Annotated in this window: 16 protein-coding genes; 9 read left to right on the top strand and 7 right to left on the bottom strand. The window is 64.8% G+C overall.

Annotation, left to right across the window (positions count from 1 at the left end):
• Positions 1-11: 11 nt before the first annotated feature.
• The 8 genes from JN22_RS33485 (at position 12) to JN22_RS33450 (ending at position 13741) form a co-directional block, all read left to right on the top strand.
• Entirely contained in the window at positions 12-6581 is a 6570-nt protein-coding gene (locus JN22_RS33485; protein WP_085558212.1) for a tape measure protein, read from the top strand.
• The gene (locus tag JN22_RS33480; protein WP_085558211.1) at positions 6578-8122 is read left to right on the top strand and encodes a hypothetical protein; all 1545 of its coding nucleotides are present in this window, start codon (positions 6578-6580) and stop codon (positions 8120-8122) included. Before JN22_RS33485 ends, JN22_RS33480 begins: the two co-directional genes overlap by 4 nt.
• Complete coding sequence (locus JN22_RS33475; protein ID WP_085558210.1) at positions 8119-8988, top strand: hypothetical protein; 870 nt, start codon at positions 8119-8121, stop codon at positions 8986-8988. Before JN22_RS33480 ends, JN22_RS33475 begins: the two co-directional genes overlap by 4 nt.
• Positions 8985-10139 carry a hypothetical protein gene (locus tag JN22_RS33470; RefSeq protein ID WP_085558209.1) on the top strand — a complete coding sequence of 385 codons (1155 nt, stop codon included), beginning with the start codon at positions 8985-8987 and terminating at the stop codon, positions 10137-10139. Before JN22_RS33475 ends, JN22_RS33470 begins: the two co-directional genes overlap by 4 nt.
• A gap of 9 nt (positions 10140-10148) precedes the next feature.
• Positions 10149-10895 (top strand): LamG-like jellyroll fold domain-containing protein, encoded by a 747-nt coding sequence (locus tag JN22_RS33465; RefSeq protein WP_085558208.1) that lies wholly within the window; start codon positions 10149-10151, stop codon positions 10893-10895.
• 10 nt (positions 10896-10905) lie between these two features.
• A complete protein-coding gene (locus JN22_RS33460) occupies positions 10906-11520 on the top strand; it encodes a hypothetical protein (RefSeq protein WP_085558207.1) in 615 nt (204 codons plus the stop codon).
• 425 nt (positions 11521-11945) lie between these two features.
• A complete protein-coding gene (locus JN22_RS33455; RefSeq protein ID WP_223678028.1) occupies positions 11946-12398 on the top strand; it encodes a hypothetical protein in 453 nt (150 codons plus the stop codon).
• Positions 12395-13741, top strand: a complete 1347-nt coding sequence (locus JN22_RS33450; RefSeq protein WP_143269029.1) for a relaxase/mobilization nuclease domain-containing protein — start codon at positions 12395-12397, stop codon at positions 13739-13741. Before JN22_RS33455 ends, JN22_RS33450 begins: the two co-directional genes overlap by 4 nt.
• A gap of 4 nt (positions 13742-13745) precedes the next feature.
• Here the strand turns inward: JN22_RS33450 and JN22_RS33445 are convergent, their stop codons facing one another.
• The 6 genes from JN22_RS33445 to JN22_RS33420 all read right to left on the bottom strand — a co-directional run bounded on the left by JN22_RS33445 (position 13746) and on the right by JN22_RS33420 (position 17871).
• Positions 13746-14075, bottom strand: a complete 330-nt coding sequence (locus tag JN22_RS33445) for a helix-turn-helix domain-containing protein (RefSeq protein WP_085558206.1) — start codon at positions 14073-14075, stop codon at positions 13746-13748.
• Positions 14072-14392: a type II toxin-antitoxin system RelE/ParE family toxin gene (locus JN22_RS33440; protein WP_223678027.1), complete on the bottom strand. Its 321-nt coding sequence runs from the start codon at positions 14390-14392 to the stop codon at positions 14072-14074. The genes JN22_RS33445 and JN22_RS33440 overlap by 4 nt, the downstream gene beginning before the upstream one ends.
• A gap of 188 nt (positions 14393-14580) precedes the next feature.
• Positions 14581-15462: an ArdC family protein gene (locus tag JN22_RS33435; RefSeq protein ID WP_085558204.1), complete on the bottom strand. Its 882-nt coding sequence runs from the start codon at positions 15460-15462 to the stop codon at positions 14581-14583.
• A gap of 340 nt (positions 15463-15802) precedes the next feature.
• Positions 15803-16459, bottom strand: coding sequence for a hypothetical protein (locus tag JN22_RS33430; protein WP_143269028.1), 657 nt, complete (start codon positions 16457-16459; stop codon positions 15803-15805).
• Between the two features lie 86 nt (positions 16460-16545).
• Positions 16546-17280 (bottom strand): hypothetical protein, encoded by a 735-nt coding sequence (locus tag JN22_RS33425; protein ID WP_085558203.1) that lies wholly within the window; start codon positions 17278-17280, stop codon positions 16546-16548.
• A gap of 60 nt (positions 17281-17340) precedes the next feature.
• Entirely contained in the window at positions 17341-17871 is a 531-nt protein-coding gene (locus JN22_RS33420) for a hypothetical protein (protein ID WP_085558202.1), read from the bottom strand.
• A 331-nt stretch (positions 17872-18202) separates the two neighbouring features.
• On the opposite strand from JN22_RS33420, the gene JN22_RS33415 reads away from it, so the two are divergent.
• Positions 18203-18769, top strand: a complete 567-nt coding sequence (locus JN22_RS33415; protein ID WP_085558427.1) for a recombinase family protein — start codon at positions 18203-18205, stop codon at positions 18767-18769.
• A 69-nt stretch (positions 18770-18838) separates the two neighbouring features.
• Here JN22_RS33415 and JN22_RS33410 read toward each other — a convergent pair whose 3' ends face one another.
• Entirely contained in the window at positions 18839-19330 is a 492-nt protein-coding gene (locus tag JN22_RS33410; RefSeq protein WP_143269027.1) for a hypothetical protein, read from the bottom strand.
• Positions 19331-19683: the final 353 nt, after the last annotated feature.

Here is a 19683-nt window from a genome sequence, read left to right as displayed (position 1 = left end):
GATGAGCCGACGTGGGCGATAATCTGAGGATCGCGATCCGCCTTGTCGCGGACGGGTCGGCCTTCGTCGGCGACGTCCGCCTCGCGCGCGACGAGATCACCCGGCTGGGGACGGCGGCCGGCGCCACCGACACGGCGCTGGGCGCCCACGGCCGGGCGGTCGCACGGTTGGGCGGCGAAATGGACGCCCTGTCGGCGCGGTCGCGCGCCGTGCAGGAGGCCCAGTCCGGCGTTGCCCGCACCATGGGCATGCTGACCAGCGCTGCCCTGGCACTGACCGCCAGCCTGTCCACCGCCAAGCTGGTCGAATACGCCGATGCGTGGTCGTCGACGGCCAGCCGCCTGCGGTTGGTGACGAACGGCGCGGATGAGCTGCATGCGGCGCAACAACGTCTGTTCGAAGTGGCGCAGCGGACGCGGCTGTCCTTCGAAGCGACGACCGACACCTATGCACGGTTCGCCCGCGCCACTCAGACGCTGCATGTCAGCGGCGCCGACCTGTTGCGCGTCACCGAGAGCATCAACAAAGCGGTCGCCATTTCCGGCGGCCCGGCGGCCAGTGCCGAGGCGGCGCTGTTCCAACTTGGGCAGGCCATGGCCTCCGGTGTGCTGCGCGGCGAAGAGCTGAACAGCGTCATGGAGCAGACGCCGCGCGTCGCCGAGGCCATCGCGGCCGGGATGGGCAGGACCATCGGCGAGCTGCGCCAGCTCGCCGAGCAGGGCAAACTGACCGCCGACGTCGTGTTCAAGGCGCTGCTGAGCCAGGGCGCCGCGCTGGATCGGGAGTTCGCCCAGGTCACGCCGACCGTCGCGTCGGCCTTCGTCACGTTGCAGAACGCGGTGCAGAAGTACGTCGGCGAGGCCGACCAGTCGATCGGCGCCACCCGCGCGCTCGCCGGCAGCATCGACACGCTGGCCCGCAACCTCGACGGCGTCGTCGGCGTAGCCGGTCAGGTGGCGCTCGGGCTGACCGCCATCGGCGCGGCGCGGATGATTCCCAGCGGCATGCAGGCGCTGACCCGCCTGATCGACGATCAGAAGGTCGCGCTCTACGCCAAGGCCGTCGCGACGGTCAAGGCGGCGACGGCGGAGAAAGAGGCGGCCGGTCAGGCGCTCAACGCGGCCAAGGACAGACAGGCTCTCACCGCTTCTGTCCTAAAGGCGGCCGAGGCGGACTACGCCGCGACCTTCGCCGCGCAGCGCTCCGCAGCGGCCAACCTCGCGGCGGCGGAAACCGACATCACCCGCGCCAAGGCCAAGATGGCGTTGACCAACAACGTCTATGTCACCGGCGACGCCATGCGGGCCGAAGCCGCCGCCCAGGCCGCCGCCACCGCCGCGCGGGAGGCGTCGATCCGGGCGGACGATCTCAAGGCGGCGTCGCTCGCCCGCCTGCGGCTGGCCCAGGCCGAGGCCGCCGGGGCGGCGACCGCGGCGGCGGTGGCCAACAATTATCTGACCTACGCCAGCGAGGGGCTGGACGCTGCTTCGGTTGCCCTGGGGCAGCGCGCCTCCGTTCTCGGCGCCGCCTGGGGTGCCTTGCGCACCGCCGGCTCGACGCTTCTGGGGTTGGTCGGCGGTCCGCTCGGCGCGGCGTTCCTGGCGACCGCCGGCGCCGTCACCTATTTCGCCACCCGCCAGACGGCCGCCGAGAAGGCCGCCCACGACCACGCCGACGCCCTGCGTCTGGTCGCCTCCTCGGCCGAGGCGCTGGAGCTGAAGCTGACCAAGGCCGCCGGCGCCCTGACCAACGTCGAGAAGCTTCAGGCGAAGGCGAAGCTGGCCCAGGCCGAGGAGAACATGGCCGCCACCCGCGCCTCTTTGGGCACCGCCAACAGTTCGACCGGCCTGCTCGGCCGCTGGCTGGCGATCGGCCGGGAGGCGTCGAACGAGATCGAGGCGGTCGGCCGCCAGTTCGCCGGTGCCGAGTTCAGCGCAGAAGGTTACGCCGAGGCGCTCGCCGCCGTGGCCAAGCGGCACGAGGACGACAAGGCGGTCACCGCCTACATCCTCGACATGCTGCGCACGGTCGACGCCTACAAGGCGGCCGAGGCGGACGCGAAGAAGTACCGCGACGCCCTGAACGGCGTGGCGGCGGCGACCGAGGCGGCGAGCGCGTATCCCACCCGCTTCGCCAACAAGCTGGGGGAGTTGGGCACCAAGCTGGCGGACGTCACCGAGAAAGCGCGGGCGTTGCGCGCTCTGCCCGGCCTGCCGCGCCGCCTGGAAGAGCTGGTCGGGACGGCGCCCGCCGCACCGGAGGGAATGACCGGCTACAGCGACCGGCATGGCGTGGCCCAGGACGATCCCTACCAGCGTTTTCAGGCGAGCAAGGAGGTTGCTGCGATCAACCTGCGCCGGCTGACCAAGGCCGAGGCGGACGATCAGATCCGCCTGCTCGGCGAGCAGGTCAAGGCGGAGCGGGAGTATCAGCAGGCCGTCGCCAGCGGCAACGCAGTGGAGATCGCACGGGCCACCGCGAAGAAGAAGGTGGCCGAGGCCGTCGCGAACGGCTTCCCGGTCGAGGAGAAGGCGGCCCTCCTGACGAAGGAAACCGAACTGGCGTTGCTCGGGGTGTCCGGTGCCGCCGGTGCTGCGGCCACCGAGTTGTCGGCCGCCACAACGGCGACCATGCGTCTGGCCATGGCGGCCGGCGCCGGCGAGGCGGCCCAGCGTGCCGCCACCTACGCCAACAAGGAGGCCGAGGCCAGCCTGAAGGGCAACATCGCCTTGTCGGCGATCCGCGCCGCCAACGCGCAGGAAGAGGCGGCGGCGATCCTGACGATCCGCAACGAGACGGTGCGCGGCCTGGAACTGGAAACCGCCAACACCAACCGCCTGACCGAGGCGATGGTCGCTGGTGGCGAGGCGGTGCGGGTCGCGCAGGAGGAGGAGTACCGGCTCAACCTCATCCGCAAGCTCGGCAGCGACGCCACCGTCGCCGGCACCAAGGCCCAACAGGCCCTCAACGACGCGATGGCGGCGTACCGCAGCAACCGCGCCGCCAACGACAACAACCGCTTGGCGCAGGAGCGCCAGACCGCCAACGACAATCTTGCCCTGGCGCAGCGCGAGATCGACCTGATGGGGCAGGCCGAGGGCGTGCGGTCGCGCGCCCTCACCACCCTGCGCAATCAGCAGGAGGCCGCCCGCAAAGTCGCCGAGCTGGGCGAGGACGGCGCCCGTCAGTGGCTGGCGTGGCAGGAGCAGATCGCCGACGCCCGTGCGCTGGTCGAGTTCCAGAAGGAGGTGGAGAACACGGCGAAGGAAATGTCGCGCGACGTTACCGAAGCCCTGCTCGATCCCGCCTCCGACTGGCGGGACGTCGGGCGGACCATCGGCAAGCGCCTGCTCCTCGGGCTCCTGGAAAATCAATTCGTCTTGCCGGTCATGATGCAGGTGGTGGGGAGCGCGCCGTCCCTGTTCGGCATCACCTCGCCAGTCGCTGGGGGGCAATCCGCTGCCCAGGGCGGCATCGGCGGATTGGGCATCGGCGACGCCCTCGGCCTCGGCAACCTGCTGTCGGGCACCGGTGGTGTCGGCATCGGGCAGGACATCGTCTCGACCGTCTCAGAGTTTGCCTTTGACGTGACCGGTTCGGCCGGCGTCGCGCAGGGGTTGGGGCTGGGCATCCAGGCGGCGCCCTGGGGCATCATCGGCGGCCTCGGCGCCAACCTGCTCGGCCTGGGTGGCAAGGGCGGCGTCGGCGGGATGATCGGCGGTACGCTCGGTTCGGTCGCCGGCGGTGCGGTCGGCTCGACCGCCCTGGGAGCATTGCTCGGCTCAGCGGCCGGGCCGGTCGGCGCCATCGTCGGCTCGTTCCTCGGCACTGCGTTGGGCGGCCTCATTGGCCCGAACCCGAGCGTCGGCCCGAACTCGCAGGGCCATGTCGTCGTGCAGGATGGACGCTTTGCGGCCGGGCCGAGCTACGCGGACAACGATGGAGATCCGACACAGGTTGCCCAGGCCACGGCGCAGCTCGCGGCACAGCTCAACACGCTGATGGATTCTTTCGGCTTGCGCTCGACCGGCCAAAATTTCGGCCTGTTTGCCGGCGGGGAGAAGGTCGACGGCATCGGCTACCGCACCGTCGAGGAGCTGGTGCAGGCGGTCGTCGCTCGCGGCGTCACCGGCGATGGGCTGGTCGGTCGGGCGCTGTCGTCGGACAAGGTCCGGTCGTTGACCAGCGTCGAGGATGTCGCCGGCTATCTCCAGATCGCCCAGGCGATCGAGCAGGCGACGGCCGGATTGGCCGATCTGGACGCCACCCTGGCCGGCGTCGCCGCGAAAGCCAAGGCGGCGGCGGCGGAGACTTATGCCACCGTCGACGCCTCGCTGGCCAAGGCTGGCGAGATGGGGTTGGGCGATGAGTACCGCGCGGTTCTGGAAGGGCAAATCCGCTCCACCTTCGTCTCGGCCGGGCAGTCCTTTACGGCCATCGAAATTCAGGAGGCGCAGGCCGCCGCGCAGACGGACGCGCTTGTGGAAGCGGTCCGGCGCTGGGGCCTCAGCCTGTCGGAAACCGAGATCCGCGCCAACGCCGCCGCACAGGCCGAGCAACGGCGCAATCAGGTGCTTGCCGAGTACACCGCCTCGCTCTATCAGGCGCAGGGGCGCGACTATCTGACGACCCTGACGGGGCTGGACGCCACCCGCGACACCGTCCGCCGCAATCTCGCGGCGGTCGGCGCGGACGATGCCGCCGGCCGGGCGGACACGCTCATCACCGCGCAACTGAGCAACACGCTGTCCGGGCTGAGCCTCGCGGCTCTGGCCGATGTGACCCGCACGTTGGGCGGCAGCGTCGGCGTGCTCGCCGAAACGATGCGCGACGCGGCGCAGGCGACCGCCACCGAGGATCTGACCGTGCGCACGCTCAGGGCCCAGGGCCGCACGGAGGAGGCCGACGCCCTTGAGCTGAGGCTGTCCCAGCAGCGCGTCTATGCCCAGGCGGTCAAGGAGGGCAACGACGCGGCCTATCTGGCGACGCTCAAATTGACGCAGGGTTTGGAGGCCCAGTCGGCAGCGGCGGCGGCGGCGGCCCAGTCGGCCTCTGCCCTGCGGCAGGGGATCGTGTCGATCGAGAGCGCGCTCGACCCGACGTGGCGGGCCAACCTTGACGCCCAGCTGTCCGAGGCCGGGCTGTCCGGCGGCGCGATCGAGGCGTTGCGGCCGGCGTTTCAGTCGGTGCTGGATGCGGCGTCGTCCGGCGCCGTCACTGCCGGCCAGATGCGGGCGGCGCAGGCGGCGCTGGACGCCCAGCTCCGCGCTGGAACGATCACGGTTGGGCAGCATGGCGCGGCGGTGTCGGTGCTCACGGCGGCGTGGCAGGACAGCGCCAGTGCCGCCCAAACGGCGGCCGACGCCGTGACGCAGACGCGTGACCGGCTCGTGCAGGCGGTCGATCAGGGGTGGAGCAACGCCGTCACGCGCGCCACACAGCAGGTCACCAGCGCATGGCAGACGGCGGCCAATGCCTCCCGTCAGGCGGCGGTGGACTGGACGCGGGTCGGCGATAGCATGCAGGCGGCGCTGGATGGACTGCTGGTCAACAAGGACCTGTCCAATCTCGGCGCACAGGCGATGCTCGACACGACGGAGCGGCAGTTTCTGGACGCCGCCCACACCGTACAGGACTATCAGGCCAAGCTCCTGCGCGGCGTCACCCCGACCGAGGACGAGCGGCAGGCCGCCGTCGACGCCGCCGGCAAGCTGGACGCGCTCGGTCAGCGGTATCTGGAGGAGGCGCGGGCCTACGGCCTCGGCGCCGTCGAGTACGACCGCCGGCTCGATCAGGTCGAAGCGCTGTGGGGCGCCACCCGCGACATGTCCCGCTCACTCGCGTCGTCGGAGACCAGCCGGGCGCAGGGCCTCGACCGTCAGCTCGACTGGCTGTCGCGGCTCAACGACACCATGTCGGGCACCGGCGCGACCAACGCCGCGCTGCTGGAGCGCATCGTCGCGGCGCTGTCCGCCGGCCAGACACCGACGCAGACCGCCGCCGACCGCGCCGGCCTGTGGATGGCCGATTGGTTCGGCCGGTACAACACCCTGCTCGGCGACCAAGCCTCCGGCCGGCTGTCGGCCGATCAGGTCAACGCCAGCGGTCTGGCGCTGTGGAACGAGAAGGTCGCGCAGGCGAACGCGCTGTCGGCCGACCCGGCGGTGTGGCGGGCCGTGGTGGACGCCGCCCGCGCCAGCGCCAACGGCGCGGGGACGGCCGACTGGTTCGCGGGGCTGGCCCGTGACAAGGGCATCCCCGGTTTCGCCATGGGCGGTTTCCACGCCGGCGGTCCGCGCATCGTCGGCGAGCGCGGTGCGGAGCTGGAGGTGACCGGGCCGGCCCGCTACTGGACGGCCGACCAGACCCGCGACATGCTGGCGCCGCGCTCCTACAGCGTGACGGTGGACATGGCGCCGGTGGTGACCGCGGTCGGCGGCGTCACCAGCGCCGTCATGGACATCGGCCGGCTGATATCGGACCTGTCGTCCCGCGTCACCGACATGGCCGAGGCCATCGCCGATCTGTCCCGTTCCCACGGGCAGCTCGCCGTGCAGGTGCGGAGGCTTGCCGTCCAATGAGCGACGTCTGGGCCGCCAAGATCGACCTGACCCGTCCGAACGGGACCGCCGAGACGCTGTTCCTCGGCGACGGCGCGGTGCTGCCGTTGCCGCACGACGATCCCGACCATCCCAACATGGCGATCCGCCAGCGGCTCGACGGCCCGCCCTCCTACGCCACCGGCGTGTCGGCCGACCTGTCGACGCTGGCGGCCGACGTCGGCGCCGGCCAGCTCCGGCTGCTCAACGGCGACGGTGCCTTGAGCTACCTCGCCGGCTGCGCGATCGGGGCGATTGAGGTGCGGCGCGGGCGGGACGGCCTGTGGTGGCGGGACTGGGATCCGGTGATGCGGGGGCGTGGCGAGACGGCCCAGCCGGCACTGTCACGGCAGCAGGCCCGCCGCACCACGATCGACATCTACGACCTGCGGGCGGCGCTGGACGATGCCGTCGAGACGCGGACCTACGGCGGCACCAACGCCGGCGCGGTCGGGTACGATGGCACCCCGGAGGCCGGCAAGGGCAACACGGTGCCGCTGTGCCTCGGTGAACCGCCCAACGTTTCGGCCATCTTGGTCAATTCCATCAGCCGCGCCTTCCAGTGGGATGCCGGGCCGGCGGATGGCATGACGGCGTTCTGGGACGGCGGGGCGGCGGCCGGCATGGGCTTCGTCGCGACGTCGTCCGGCGCCGGCTTCGACACGGCGACCCTCTCGGCGACCCAGTACGCCGTCGATACCCCGCGCGGCCTGATCCGGCTCGGCGGCACGTTGGGCAATGAGATCACCTTCACCCCGCGCGGCCGGCGCGACGCCGGCGGCACCTACATCGCCACCGCTCCGCACGCCATCCGCTGGGCGCTCGGCAAGCGCGGCGCCGGCACCATCGGCGCCACCCTGACGGCGTGGGCCAACGCCGCGCCCATCGGTGCGTGGTGGCCGGGCGAGGTGCGATACCGCGAGGTCATCGACCTGATGCAGCGGTCGGCCGGCGGGGTGGCCGTGCCCGACGCGCTGGGGGCGTGGCAGGCCGTGGTGATCGACGTGCCCGGCGCGCCGGCGATGACCATCACGGAGGGGCAGGTGCTCGACATCGGCGTCGACGATCCGTCCCTCGCCGTGCCGGCGTGGAAAGTGACCATCAAGGGCCGGCGCAACCACCGGACGCTGACCCGCTCCTCACAGGCGACCTCGGTGCGGGACACGGACCGGGGACGGTGGCTGACTGACGAATGGCGTCAGGCCGTCGCCTCGGCCCCGTCGACGCAGGCCCGCTGGCCCGACGCCCGCCCCATCGAGATCGAGACGGCCTTGACCAGCCAGACCGACATGGAGGCCCTGGCCGCGCGGCTGCTGTCGGTGCTCGGCCCGCGCGCTGACAACACGCCCCGCCGGAGCCTGTGGATCGCGGTCGAGGCGACCGCCGCGCGCCTCGCGCTGCCGCTGGGCAAGACGATCCTGCTCGACTACCCGCCGGAGGGAATGGCCGACCCGCTGGTCTATGTCGGCTGCAAGCTCGCCAGCCCCCGTCGCCACCTGATGACCATGAGGCTGTTCGGATGACGGGCAACGCCGCGATCCTAGATGAAAACCTCGCGCTGACTGCCACCCTGTCGGGTGGCACCTGGGTCCGCCCATTGGACAACCTGCTCGACCCGACCGTGCGCGAGGTGACGGCGCGGTGTGCGTCGGGCGACATCGCCGACGCATGGTTTGACGTCGTCTTCCCGTCGCGCGAACGCTGGGACACGCTTGTCCTGGCTGGTGGTACCCTGGCGCGGGCGGCCGGCTATCGTCTGACGTGGTACAGCGACCCGGTCGACCGTTCGCCCGGCGCGATCCTGGCCGGCGGTCCGTCGACGCCGGTGCTTCCGGTCTTTCCGCGTTCTGGCCGTGCCTCTGCCACACCCTACTACCAGCGGAACTGGTGGCGGCTGGCGCCGTCCGAGCGGGATCTCGCCGGCAAGACGCGCCAGTTGATCGTCCGGCCGCCTCGTTCACCCCGCTGCCGCGCCCTGCGGGTCGAGATCGACAATCGCGGTCAGTCGCTCGATCTGGGGCATCTGTTCGTCACGCGCGCCTTCCGTCCTGACTGGCCGCACGACTGGGGGCTGACCATCGAGACCGTGCCCGCTTCCGTCGTCGACACCACGCCGGGCGGGCGCCGCATAGTGGACGAGCGGCCGGCGCCGAGGCGCAAGACGGTGCGCTTCGCCGATCTGGCCGAGGACGAGGCCATGCGCGTCTTGGACCTCGGCCAGCGGCTGGGCAGCGGCGGTCCGGTGCTGATGATCGAGGACATCACCCGGACTGTGCATCTGTGGCGCCGGACATGGCTGGCGACGCTCGAAAAGGGCGGGGTCAGCGTGACACAGACCGAGGGCGACCTCTGGACTGTCGAACTTGTGCTTTTGGAGATCATTGGATGACGAGCCGCCCGACCACCGAAATCGACCGCGCCGCCGCCGGCTATTGGAACAGTGACCCCGTCTCGCCGACCAACCCCGGCGGGCTGGATGAGAGCGAGGACGGTACCGTCGCTGGCCACGTCGACAACTTCCCCGCCGCCGTCCAGGCGGTCGGGCTGATGACACAGTGGGTTGGAGAACAGATCGGATCGGCTGAGGTGCTGGCCGAACAGGTGGAGGCCGACCGTCAGGCGGCCGAAACCGCTGCTGCCCTTGCCACGGCGGGCGCGGGCGATACGATCTGGGGCGGGCTGGCGGGCGGCACCGCCAACGGTCTGGTGGTGACGCCGGCCGTGCCCGTCACGGGCCTGTATGACGGCCTGACGGTGCGATGGGCGGTCCCAGCCGCCAACACCGACGCGGTGACGCTGGTGGTGGGGACAGCGCCCGTCAAGCCGTTGCGCGATGCCCTGGGTGCGGCTTTGGTCGCCGGTATCCTCTCTGCCGATATGGTCGCTACGGCGACCTATGTCGCATCGGCCGGGCACTGGCGCTTGGCCGCTGGTGTCGGCGGGGTTCGTAGCTTTGCCGGTCGCCGGAATGCGGTCGCACCGGCAGCGGGGGACTACACGGCGGCCATGGTCGGCGCAGTCGGCCAAGGGTGGCATACGATCCCGCTGCCCGCCGCCGCCATCAAGCCGCGCCTGACCTCCGGTGCCGTTGTCAGCGTGTCGGAGACCGCCACCTACAAGGTGTTGCAGCCGGTACTGATGTTCGATGCGGCTTCGCCGCAGTATGGTCAGGTCGCAATCCCGATGCCGGTGTCGGCCAACCTCGCCGCCGGCATCATGATCCAGTATGTCTGGACGGCCGCCAGTGGCTCCGGGTCCATCGTCATGGCGGTGCAGGCTCAGTGGCAGCGGGATGGTGACACGCTTGACGCAGCCTGGGGAGTGGCAGTCACCGTCACCGACACGCTTCTGGCCGCCGGTAAGCGCCACATCTCGGCGGTCAGCGGCGTGGTGACGCCGGCTGGCACCTCGGGCAGTGGATGCACCCTGTTGCTGCAAGTCTACCGGGACGCCGCCCATGCCTCCGACACGTTGGCGGTTTCGTCGTCGCTGTTGGAGGTGCGCGTCCTCTACAGCGTCAACGCTTCAGTCGATGCGTGAGGCCCGGCGATGCTGATGTGTGAAAGCGTGGGGTATGGCGGCTCGACGGATCGGGCGTCTAATGGACAGGATCCGTATCGCGCGTACGTGACGTGGCTGGTGCAGCCGCAGGCGAGCGACCTTGTGCCGATTGACGACGGCCCGGCCAAGCGCGCGGTTTACACCAATGGCGCCTTGGAGTTCGGCGCGTCACCCTGGCCGGGCTACAAGAGCTTGGTGATGCCCGGCAACGTTGCCTATGCCGTCTACTCCGACCCGTCCGCCGACTTCATCTACGATGGGTCGAACTATTGCATGGAGTGGGTCGGGTTTGTTGGTGACCTGACCGGCGGTTTGGCGACCTTCTCAAAATACCAGGACTCCACAAGCGATTACTCCTATCTGGATGTGATTAACGCGGACGGTAGCCATCGAGCGTTCAACTACGGGATCGCCTTCGCCGAGGGCACCAAATCCAGCGATAGCCCCGCCGGAACAATCGCGGCAAACAACCTGTATGCCTGCGCGGTGGTTAAGGACGCCACGTCGTTCCGGACGTATGTCAACGGGGCCTTGGTCGCCTCCACCACCGACACGCCGACCCGCATGGGCGGCACTGCTGCCGTCCCACCCATTTTCGGAGCCTTGAACTCCAGTGCTCTCCAGGCGCCTTTCCGGGGCCGTGTCGCCGCCATGCGGATGACGCGGCACAATCGCGGTTACACCGGGGCGACGATCCCCAATGCCTTGACCACCGGCCCGTTCCCAGTCCTATGAGGGTGCTGTGATGTTGTACGTGCTTGTGACTGCCGAGGGTGCCATTGCCCGCAACGATCATGGCATGGATCGGTATCAGGACTTTGACGCCGCCCCCCCTGCTCTCGCGGTAGCGAAGGGCTTGCGATGGCTGCCGGTCATCGACACGCGGCCCGATCCCGGCCCTGGTGAGGCGTTGGCCGGCCCGGTGGTGACGGTGGGGACCGGCGCGGTGACGCGGGCGTGGTCGACCATTCCGCCCGACCTCTCGATCCTTCGCGACGCCGCCATCGCCGCCAACAACGCGGCGGCTGGCAAGGCGCGCGAGCGCTACCTGACGCCGGGCACGGGGCAGGAAACCACCTACGCCGCCAAGCAGGCGGAGGTGGGGCGCTGGATCGCCGCCGGCCGCTCGGCTGATGCGACCGCCGCCACCTACCCGTGGGCAGGCGACCGCGCCGAGCTGCGTGCCGTAACCGTCGTTGAGGTACTCGGCGAGTGGGAGGCCGTGACTGCCGCCTGGGAGACTGTGGGAAGGCAGATTGAGGGAGAGCGGGAGCGCATCAACGAGGCCATCAGCGCGGCGGGCACTCCGGCCGCGATCCAGGCGGCGCGGGCGGGCGCGTCCTACCCGTCGCCAGCGTGATGGACAACGTCAAACCATGTGGCGGATCACGTCAAACCATCCGGCGCGCTACAGCTTGATCTTCGTTGTCCTTTTCCTCGTCCATACGCGCAACCCTGCCCAGCGTGCTACGCTATTCTGCGCAGACATTTCCATCCAAATGATTCCGGTTTGATTCCGGAAGCGGTCTGAAGAGGGCAGACTCCGGATGCAGAAAGCCCCTGAAAACTGTTCGTTTTCAGGGGCTTGGATTTGGTTGCGGGGGCAGACAACCCCCTTAACCTGCTGTGGCAGGCAATGGACATAACCGGCTCTGCTAACCCCTTGCTTTTCAATAGAACGGGGGTCACGAAGCACCAAAACCCTGCTCCCTGTCCACCTGAGAAAAAGCCTCGCTCGGCAGTGGGGGCGAAGCATCGCAAGGCGTCTGACCGGCTGGTGCCGCCATGCCCGTGAAAGATGCCTTCAACTCCATCGCCAGCCTTGGCGACGCCCCCGCCTCTGAACAGGTCGGGGCAAAGCGGAAGCAACGCGGCAAAGCCCCTGCCCCGTTCTCGCTGCGCCTGACGTTCGAGGAACGGGCGGCACTGGCGGCGGCTGCCGGGACGGAACCGCTCGGATGCTATATCCGCAGGCGCATTCTCGGTGACGACGTGGCCTATGCGCGGCGTCATCGGCGGGCACCTGTGCAGGATCATGAAGCCTTGGGCCGGGTGCTGGGGGCGCTGGGGCAATCCAAGCTGGCGAGCAATCTGAACCAGCTTGCCAAGGCGGTGAACACCGGCACGCTGGAGGTGACGCCCGACTCGGAACAGGCCATCCGTGACGCCTGCGCCGATGTCCAGCACATGCGGGTGGAACTGCTTCGCGCTCTTGGGATGCCAGCGGAAGCGCGATGATCCTTAAGGCCAGCCAGCGGGGTGGCGGTGGTGAGCTTGCTCGCCACCTGCTGCGCCTCGATCAGAATGAGCATGTCGAAGTCCATGAGCTGCGCGGCTTCGTCGCCGACGATCTGCGCGGCGCGTTTCGGGAAGCCTATGCCCTGAGCAAAGGGACACGTTGCCGTCAATTCCTGTTCTCGCTGAGCCTCAACCCGCCGCAAACGGCAAACGTGCCTGAGAAGGCGTTCAGGGACGCTATCCGCACGGTGGAAAAGGAACTCGGCCTGACCGGCCAGCCTCGCGTCATTGTCTTCCATGAGAAGGAAGGGCGGCGGCATGCACACTGCGTCTGGTCGCGGATCAAGGCCAACACCATGACGGCGGTGAATCTGCCGCACTTCAAGATGAAGCTGCGGGATATCTCCCGCGCCCTCTATGTCAAGCATGACTGGCGGATGCCTGACGGGCTGGTTGACCAGCGCGACCGCTCGCCGCTCAACTTCACCCGCGAGCAATGGCAGCAGGCGAAACGGGCGGGCCTCGATCCGAAGACGATCAAGAGCCTGTTTCAGCAAAGCTGGGCGGCGTCCGATTCGCTGGTGTCCTTCTCGCGAGCGCTGGAAGAGAAAGGCTTCTGGCTGGCGCAGGGCGACCGGCGCGGCTTCGTCGCGGTCGATTTCCGGGGCGAGGTCTACAGCGTTGCCCGCACGGTCGGCACGCCGACCAAGACGGTCAATGCCCGGCTGGGCGACTCGGCCAAGCTGCCTTCGGTCGAACAGGTCAAGGCGACCATCGCCCAGAAGATGACCGAGGCGATCCGCGAGGACATCCGCACCGCTGAACGCGCCTTCGCCGAGCAAAGCGGCGGGCTGGCGCTCCAGCGCCGGGAGATGGTCAGCCAGCAGCGGGCCGAACGGCAAAAGCTCAAGGAACAGCACGAACAACGCCGGGTGCGGGATACCAAGGAACGGGCGGCGCGGCTGTCCACGGGGCTGTGGGGGCTGTGGCAGAAATTCACCGGGCGCTATGGCAAGATCAGAAAAGAGAACGAACAGCAGGCGCAGCAAGCCCGCTTGCGCGACCAAGCGGAAAAGGAATCGTTGATCGCCAAGCAATTGGCCGACCGCCGCACCCTTCAGCGTGACATCCGGGAAGCCAAGAGCGCTTACGACCAGAACATGAAAGAGCTGTACCGGAATGTGGCGCAGCTTACCCAGACGCAGGGCCAGCAGCAGAAGCCGGTTCAAGAGCAATCCCGAACCACTGCCGAAAAAGAAAAGCCGCCTATTCAACTTAGTTCTGACCGCGCCATCGAGAATACCCGCAGCGAAGGGCGCGGCAGGCGGCGAGAACCTAAATGATATGTCACAGCTGTGAGGGAATGCCCCCCGTTGCTGTTCCTGCTCCCTTGTCTCCCTTTTCCGTCTCGAAGGTGATCCGCAGGCGCGTTCCTGTCGCTCTGGCGAAGCGGGTGAGCGTCCGCGCCGAGGGAATGACCTTGCCGCTTTCCAGCCGGGCAATGGCGCTCTGGGACGTTTCCATCCGCTCGGCAAGCTGTTCCTGCGTCAGCCCTGCATTCGTCCGGGCTTCGATGATCGCTTGAGCGAGGGTGAATTCCTCCTCAAGAGCTTCATACGCCTCGCGATAGGCGGCATCCTTCATGAAGTTCGCATGCAAGTCTTTCATACTGGTCATGTGACCTCCTTCGCCCGCTCACGGGCCAGTTCCAATTCATGGCGCGGCGTTTTCTGTGTCTTCTTTACAAACACCCGAACAATAACGACGCGTTTTTCTGTGGCGGTAACATAGATCGCACGGGATATTCCACTTGGTGCTTTAACGCGGATTTCCCAGAGCTTACCCTCAAGATGCTTTACCGTGTCGTGCGGCAGGTTCTGCAAACCAACCGCTTCAATAAGATTGGCGGTTCGCACCAGCCGCGCCCGCAGGTCTGCCGGAAGCGCCGCAATCTCCGCATCAACGACCGTATTGAGAGTCTCTACCGTCCACATGATACCATCATATCAAAAATGATATATTTTGTCCAGACGGTGAACGGGCTGTGGGTAATCGGCCTGCCGAAGTGCCCTCACATGGCGGCGTAGGCAGGCCGATTATCCACAGCAGGGAATAGGGCAAAGGGTTGGGGCTCGCTCTCGATAAACAGCCCGGCTTGTCGGGCTGCTCATCAAGCCATCGCCTATTGCAGCCCGTGCAGGTAATCGACTGCCCGTTGAGCCTGTGCGGCAGCGGTGAAGATCGCCCGCTTATCATCCTTCAGCACCTTGAGCCATGATGCGATGTAGGCAGCGTGATCGTCCCGCACATCCGGTGCAAGGCCGAGGTCAGCGGATAGAAAGGCCGAACCAAGCTCGGCAACCAGTTCTTCGGCTGCGTAGCCTTCATCACCCCAGCGCTTGCGGCCAAGATCGCGGTTCAGCCGGGATGGGTGTTTCGTCCAATGGGTCGTTTCATGGGCAAGTGTGGCGTAATAGCTCTCGGCATCCCGGAAGGTGACGAACTCCGGCATCTGCACATAGTCGGGCTGGGCGGCATAATAAGCTCGGTTGCCGCCATGGCGGATGTCGGCCCCGGTTCCGGCGAAGAAACGTTCCGCCTGCTCGATCCGCTTCACCGGATCAAGCACCGGCGACGCAATGGCCCGGTACTGTTCGGGCAAGCCGTCGATCTGCTCGCCGTTGAAGACGGTATAACCTTTCATGAAGGGGATTTCCCGCTCGATCTCGTCCCCTGCTTCCGTGGTTTCGGTACGGGTGAAGCGGTCGGCGAACACGACCAGCGAACCAGCTTCGCCCTTCCGGACCTGTCCGCCGAGTTGCTGGGCCTGCTGGTATGTCATCCATGTCGGGCAGGTAAAGCCCTTCTCCGTGGCATCGCTCCACAGCATGAGCGTGTTGATTCCACGGTACGGCGTGCCGTTGTGCCTGAGCGGCCTGACGATCCGCCCGGCGGCATGCTCCGCACTCCAAGGTTTGAACCAAGGCCGAACCCCCTGCTCAAGATCGGCTATGATGCGGTTGGTGATGCGGGTATAGGCATCGGCTCTTTCAGTGTTGGACATTTTCTTTCCCCTTTTCCTCATGTTCGGGTTGCACATGCAACCCGAAGCGAGGCCCGCGCCGGGGAGCGGGGAGTCCGGGGTCAAGCCCGGATAGCCGGGAGGAGAATCGCCCGCCTGCACGACCACAGGAAGGAAGGTTGGGGATACCTGGCTGTCCGCCTGCGTGGTGGGGAAGGCTTTACACCGGCAGGGGCGCAGCCCCTCTCCTACTCAAGGAGACAGAGGCGAAGCCTTCATCAGCTCCGACCACGGAGAGGAACAGGAAGAGTCTGCGCAGAAACCCGCCCCTCCCTTCGCCAGCCATGTGGGGGCGCTCGGGCGGGCGGGTGTCATCGGGGCATTACCAAGACTGGTAGGCAAGCACACCGAGCCAACCGCAAAGCCCGGCAAGGCCGGGAAAGATCAGGAAACCAACCGGGATCGCAGCAACAATCGTGACAACAACCCACTCGAACGCTTTAGGGTATTTTTCTTCCATGTATTTTGCTGCGAAGGCAACGCCAATTGGAATTCCCGTCAAATACAGGAAAAAAGCCACCCCGCCTATGGTTTCAAAAGAGAAGACTGAATTACGACTTCTATCCATAAACACGTCATGAACTGACAGGGAAGCATGCATCAGAGCATTCCATACCATGACGTTCACATCCCATATCGCAAACTTCAGCGATATGAGAAAAATATGTAATGAATGTCTGTAACAAAAAGAAACCGCCTCCCAAAAGGTTTGCCATGTGTCTGCCGTGGCGGGCTTTGGGTTAAAGAAATCTCCTTGGACTATAAAATAGATTATAAGTGCTACCCCTCCTAACAATAGCACCATTCCGCCTCCGCTTTCGTCGCCTCCACCTCCACCAATGACATATGTTTCTGTCTTCCCGTCCGCCTCGTAATAATATCTCGTAACCCAAACATATCTGGTTTCATACTGGCACGTCGTGAACGGGTCAGGCCGGTGAATCGTTACCGGAACATAGTCAAACTCCCTCTTCATCATGATTAGCCCCCGATAGATGAATGATTGAGGATGAGTGCCAAAGAGCGAATGTCTCGCTCGTCTCATAGGTTCTGTGGCAAGGCTTGCTAGCCTTTTTTCAGCTCGTAGAAGTGCCAGCCGTCTGAATATTTCTCGGCTTTCAGCTCTTTTTCCCGGAAAAGCTCCAGCGCGTGTCTGTTTTCGACCGGGCTGTTCGCCGTCATCGTGAAGTTGAGTTTGATCCTCACGCTGATGTGCGAAACGATTTTGCCGTCCTTGTCCACCGCCGGATCGGTACGGTTCAAAACCTTGCCAAACACCCAGCGCCCTTTCAGGCAGGCGGTTCCGTTCTGCCACACGCCCGCGCTCTTCGCCTTGTCCGTCAGCTCGGCCACAGCGCCGTCATAGCGGATGCCTTTCAGCGCATTCCAGACCTCGTCAGAAGATTTGGGTTGATAGAGCGCGCCCGGTATTCCGGGCTTCGAAAACCTGAAGGCGCTCTCGCCGGGATAACCGCCCGTGTGGACATTCAGATACCCGTCACTCATCAGAATTCCGATGATGAGGCCGTCTATATCCTGCCAGTCGATGAAGGCGTCTTCGGCCAGCACGAACCTGTCCGGCTTGTTCGTTTGCTTGATCTTTGCCTGTGTCAGGCAATGCTCGACGCTCTTCTGGGAAATAAGATGGTCATTGACGGCCCCCTCGATATCCGAGTCCGACAACCCTTCACCACAGCCCGCCAGCCCCAGACAAAACAGACCACTCATGAGGCGGGTCACGCTGCCCGGCTGAACCAGCACGGCAGGCTTCAGGCGGCGAATGCGCTCGATCATCTTCATTTTGCCGATAGCTCCGGTGAGGCTGGATTAACTGGAAGTCGGTTGAGCGGATGGGGCGGACTATTGAGGCGGAACGCGCTTCGCAGCCAGCCCGGCAGGGACGGCACTTCCGTCCTCGAACCGCCAGCCGCTTCCGTCTTGCGCTTCGTAAATCCGCCGACCGTCGGGGAGCCGCCATGCCCGCGCCTGCACGGCCTTGAGATTGGCGTCGGCGCTGGACTGCTCGTGCCCTGCCTGCTCCTTGGCGCGTCGGGTCGCTTCGTCCAGCACCTCGGCCTTCTTCGCCACCCGTTCACGAAGGAGTTTCATCCCCTCGTCCTTGTCGCGCCCACAGCGCTTTTCCATCATCGCCATGACGATGCGGGCGGGGTCCTCATCGGGGAATTTGGCCGCGTTGCGGAAGATGGCGGCATTACCCGCCGCCGGGTCTTCGCCGTACCAGCGATTGACGCAGTTCGAGCGAACCGTCGCGCCGTCCGTTTCCTGAAAATGCCGGGCGATAGCGGCGACCACCTGCCCGATAAAGCTGGGTTGCTGAACTTCACTCTGGTCAGCATGGGCCACACCACCGGCAAGGCCGAGCGTCACCACGCCAGCGAGGGCGCAGGATAGCGCTTGTCGGTTCAACAACCGGGCGGCAAGATCCCCAAAGCCCAACCTGCGCTGTGCTTAAGGGTTCCCTTTCGGACACCGGAGCAGGATGATGTGGCAACCCCCGGACAGCTAAACAAGACTGCCTGTGGTTAAGTGCTAGCAAAGCATTAACCAGACTTATGCATATAATCGTAAGTGGAGTTCAGGACGTGCGCCGAAGCGTTCAAAAAGGAACCGTTTCGATCACATGAACTCACTATATCCGGTAGCCCTGTATCCAGCAAGGTTACTCGTTGGCATGCATGTGGCAATTATGGAGTGTCAGCGTATGAGGATCGGGTACGCCCGCGTTTCGACCGAAAACCAGAGCTTGGACTTACAGCGCCGCGCCCTGCTGGGCGCAGGCTGCGAAACCGTGTTCGAGGATCACGGTGTATCCGGCGCGGCGGTACGCCGCCCTAACCTCGACCGTGCGCTCACCGCGCTCAACCCCGGTGACGTGCTGGTGGTGTGGAAGCTTGATCGGCTCGGCCGGTCACTCATTCATCTGGTCGAAACGATCAAGTCGCTCGGCGAACGAGACATCGGCTTCCTGTCCCTCAACGACAACATCGACACGACCTCACCCGGCGGACGGCTCATGCTGCACGTCCTCGCCGCCTTTGCGGAGTTCGAGCGCGAGTTGGTATCGGAACGCACCCGCGCCGGGATGCAAGCCCGCAAGGCGCGGGGTGAGCCAGTCGGGCGGCGGCGCAAGCTGCTGCCGCAACAGGCTGAACAGGCCCGGCAGCTCCTTGAACAGCCAGGACGGACAAAAACTGCCGTGGCCCGGCACCTTGGGGTTAGCAGAACAACTCTGCACAGAGCACTTCAATCTATTAATATGCTAAGATAGGATTTAGAGATTTAATTTCATATTATTGGATATAGTATAGACACATAGAAGTTCAATATTTTTATTTTATCATATCTTAATTTTCTTTTTAGCTGCTTCTTGAAATTTTTCTCCCATCATTTTTACAAACCTCGGATCGTACCCTCTATTTGATTTAAGAATATTTATTACTCTATCACTTATAGGGAGAAGGAAATTTGCATGGTCTTTTAGCATAACCTCAAAGAATTTCGACTCTATCTGACCGTTTAGCTCAGCATGCCATCCATCATAAAATATATTAACAATATAAAATATAATTGCCTCAGCACTATAATCACCATCCTCTTCAACACCTAATTTTAGCCAAGATTCTCGGAAATTTTCGTCCGTTGCTGTAAGCAAATTAAATCTTTGCCATTGTTCGTTCAAATTCTTTGCAATATCAACTTCTCTAGTCTTTTTAGAAGATGATTCAATGCTCTTAGCAATTTTAAAAGTTACAATAACTTGACAAATTGCAACCAAAGTATATAGAATATTCGCTATAGCAGAAATTGCAGAGGAGAGTTCTGTCGACATGGGTTTTCTTTCATATGTGTTTAATTTTTACACAACAAAAGAATCTGGAATAGCTAAGGCTGTTAGGAGGGATGCTGAAATTCTAAACAATTGGAATCAAGGCCGAGCGCCTGTTTGGGATCCCCCTCAGCCAGATGGCTGTTCAATACCGAAAACGATCGAAATTTTATCAAATGCCGCCGATCTCTTGGAAAAGAAGAGTCCATTTGCAATCCCCACTCTTTGGGCCATATACAATAAAAAGTGTCCTTTTAAGTTGGTTGTATAGCAAGCCGAATAAGCTCAAAATATGAGATTTTGTTCACGTTCATACAATTTTGCCACACGCCTTTTAACCGCTGATGCACCGGGCG

The sequence above is a fragment of the Azospirillum agricola genome (assembly GCF_020005195.1).
Lineage (GTDB): Bacteria > Pseudomonadota > Alphaproteobacteria > Azospirillales > Azospirillaceae > Azospirillum > Azospirillum agricola.
Note: the sequence above shows the minus strand (reverse complement) of the source record. Positions and strands in the feature narration are given on the sequence as shown.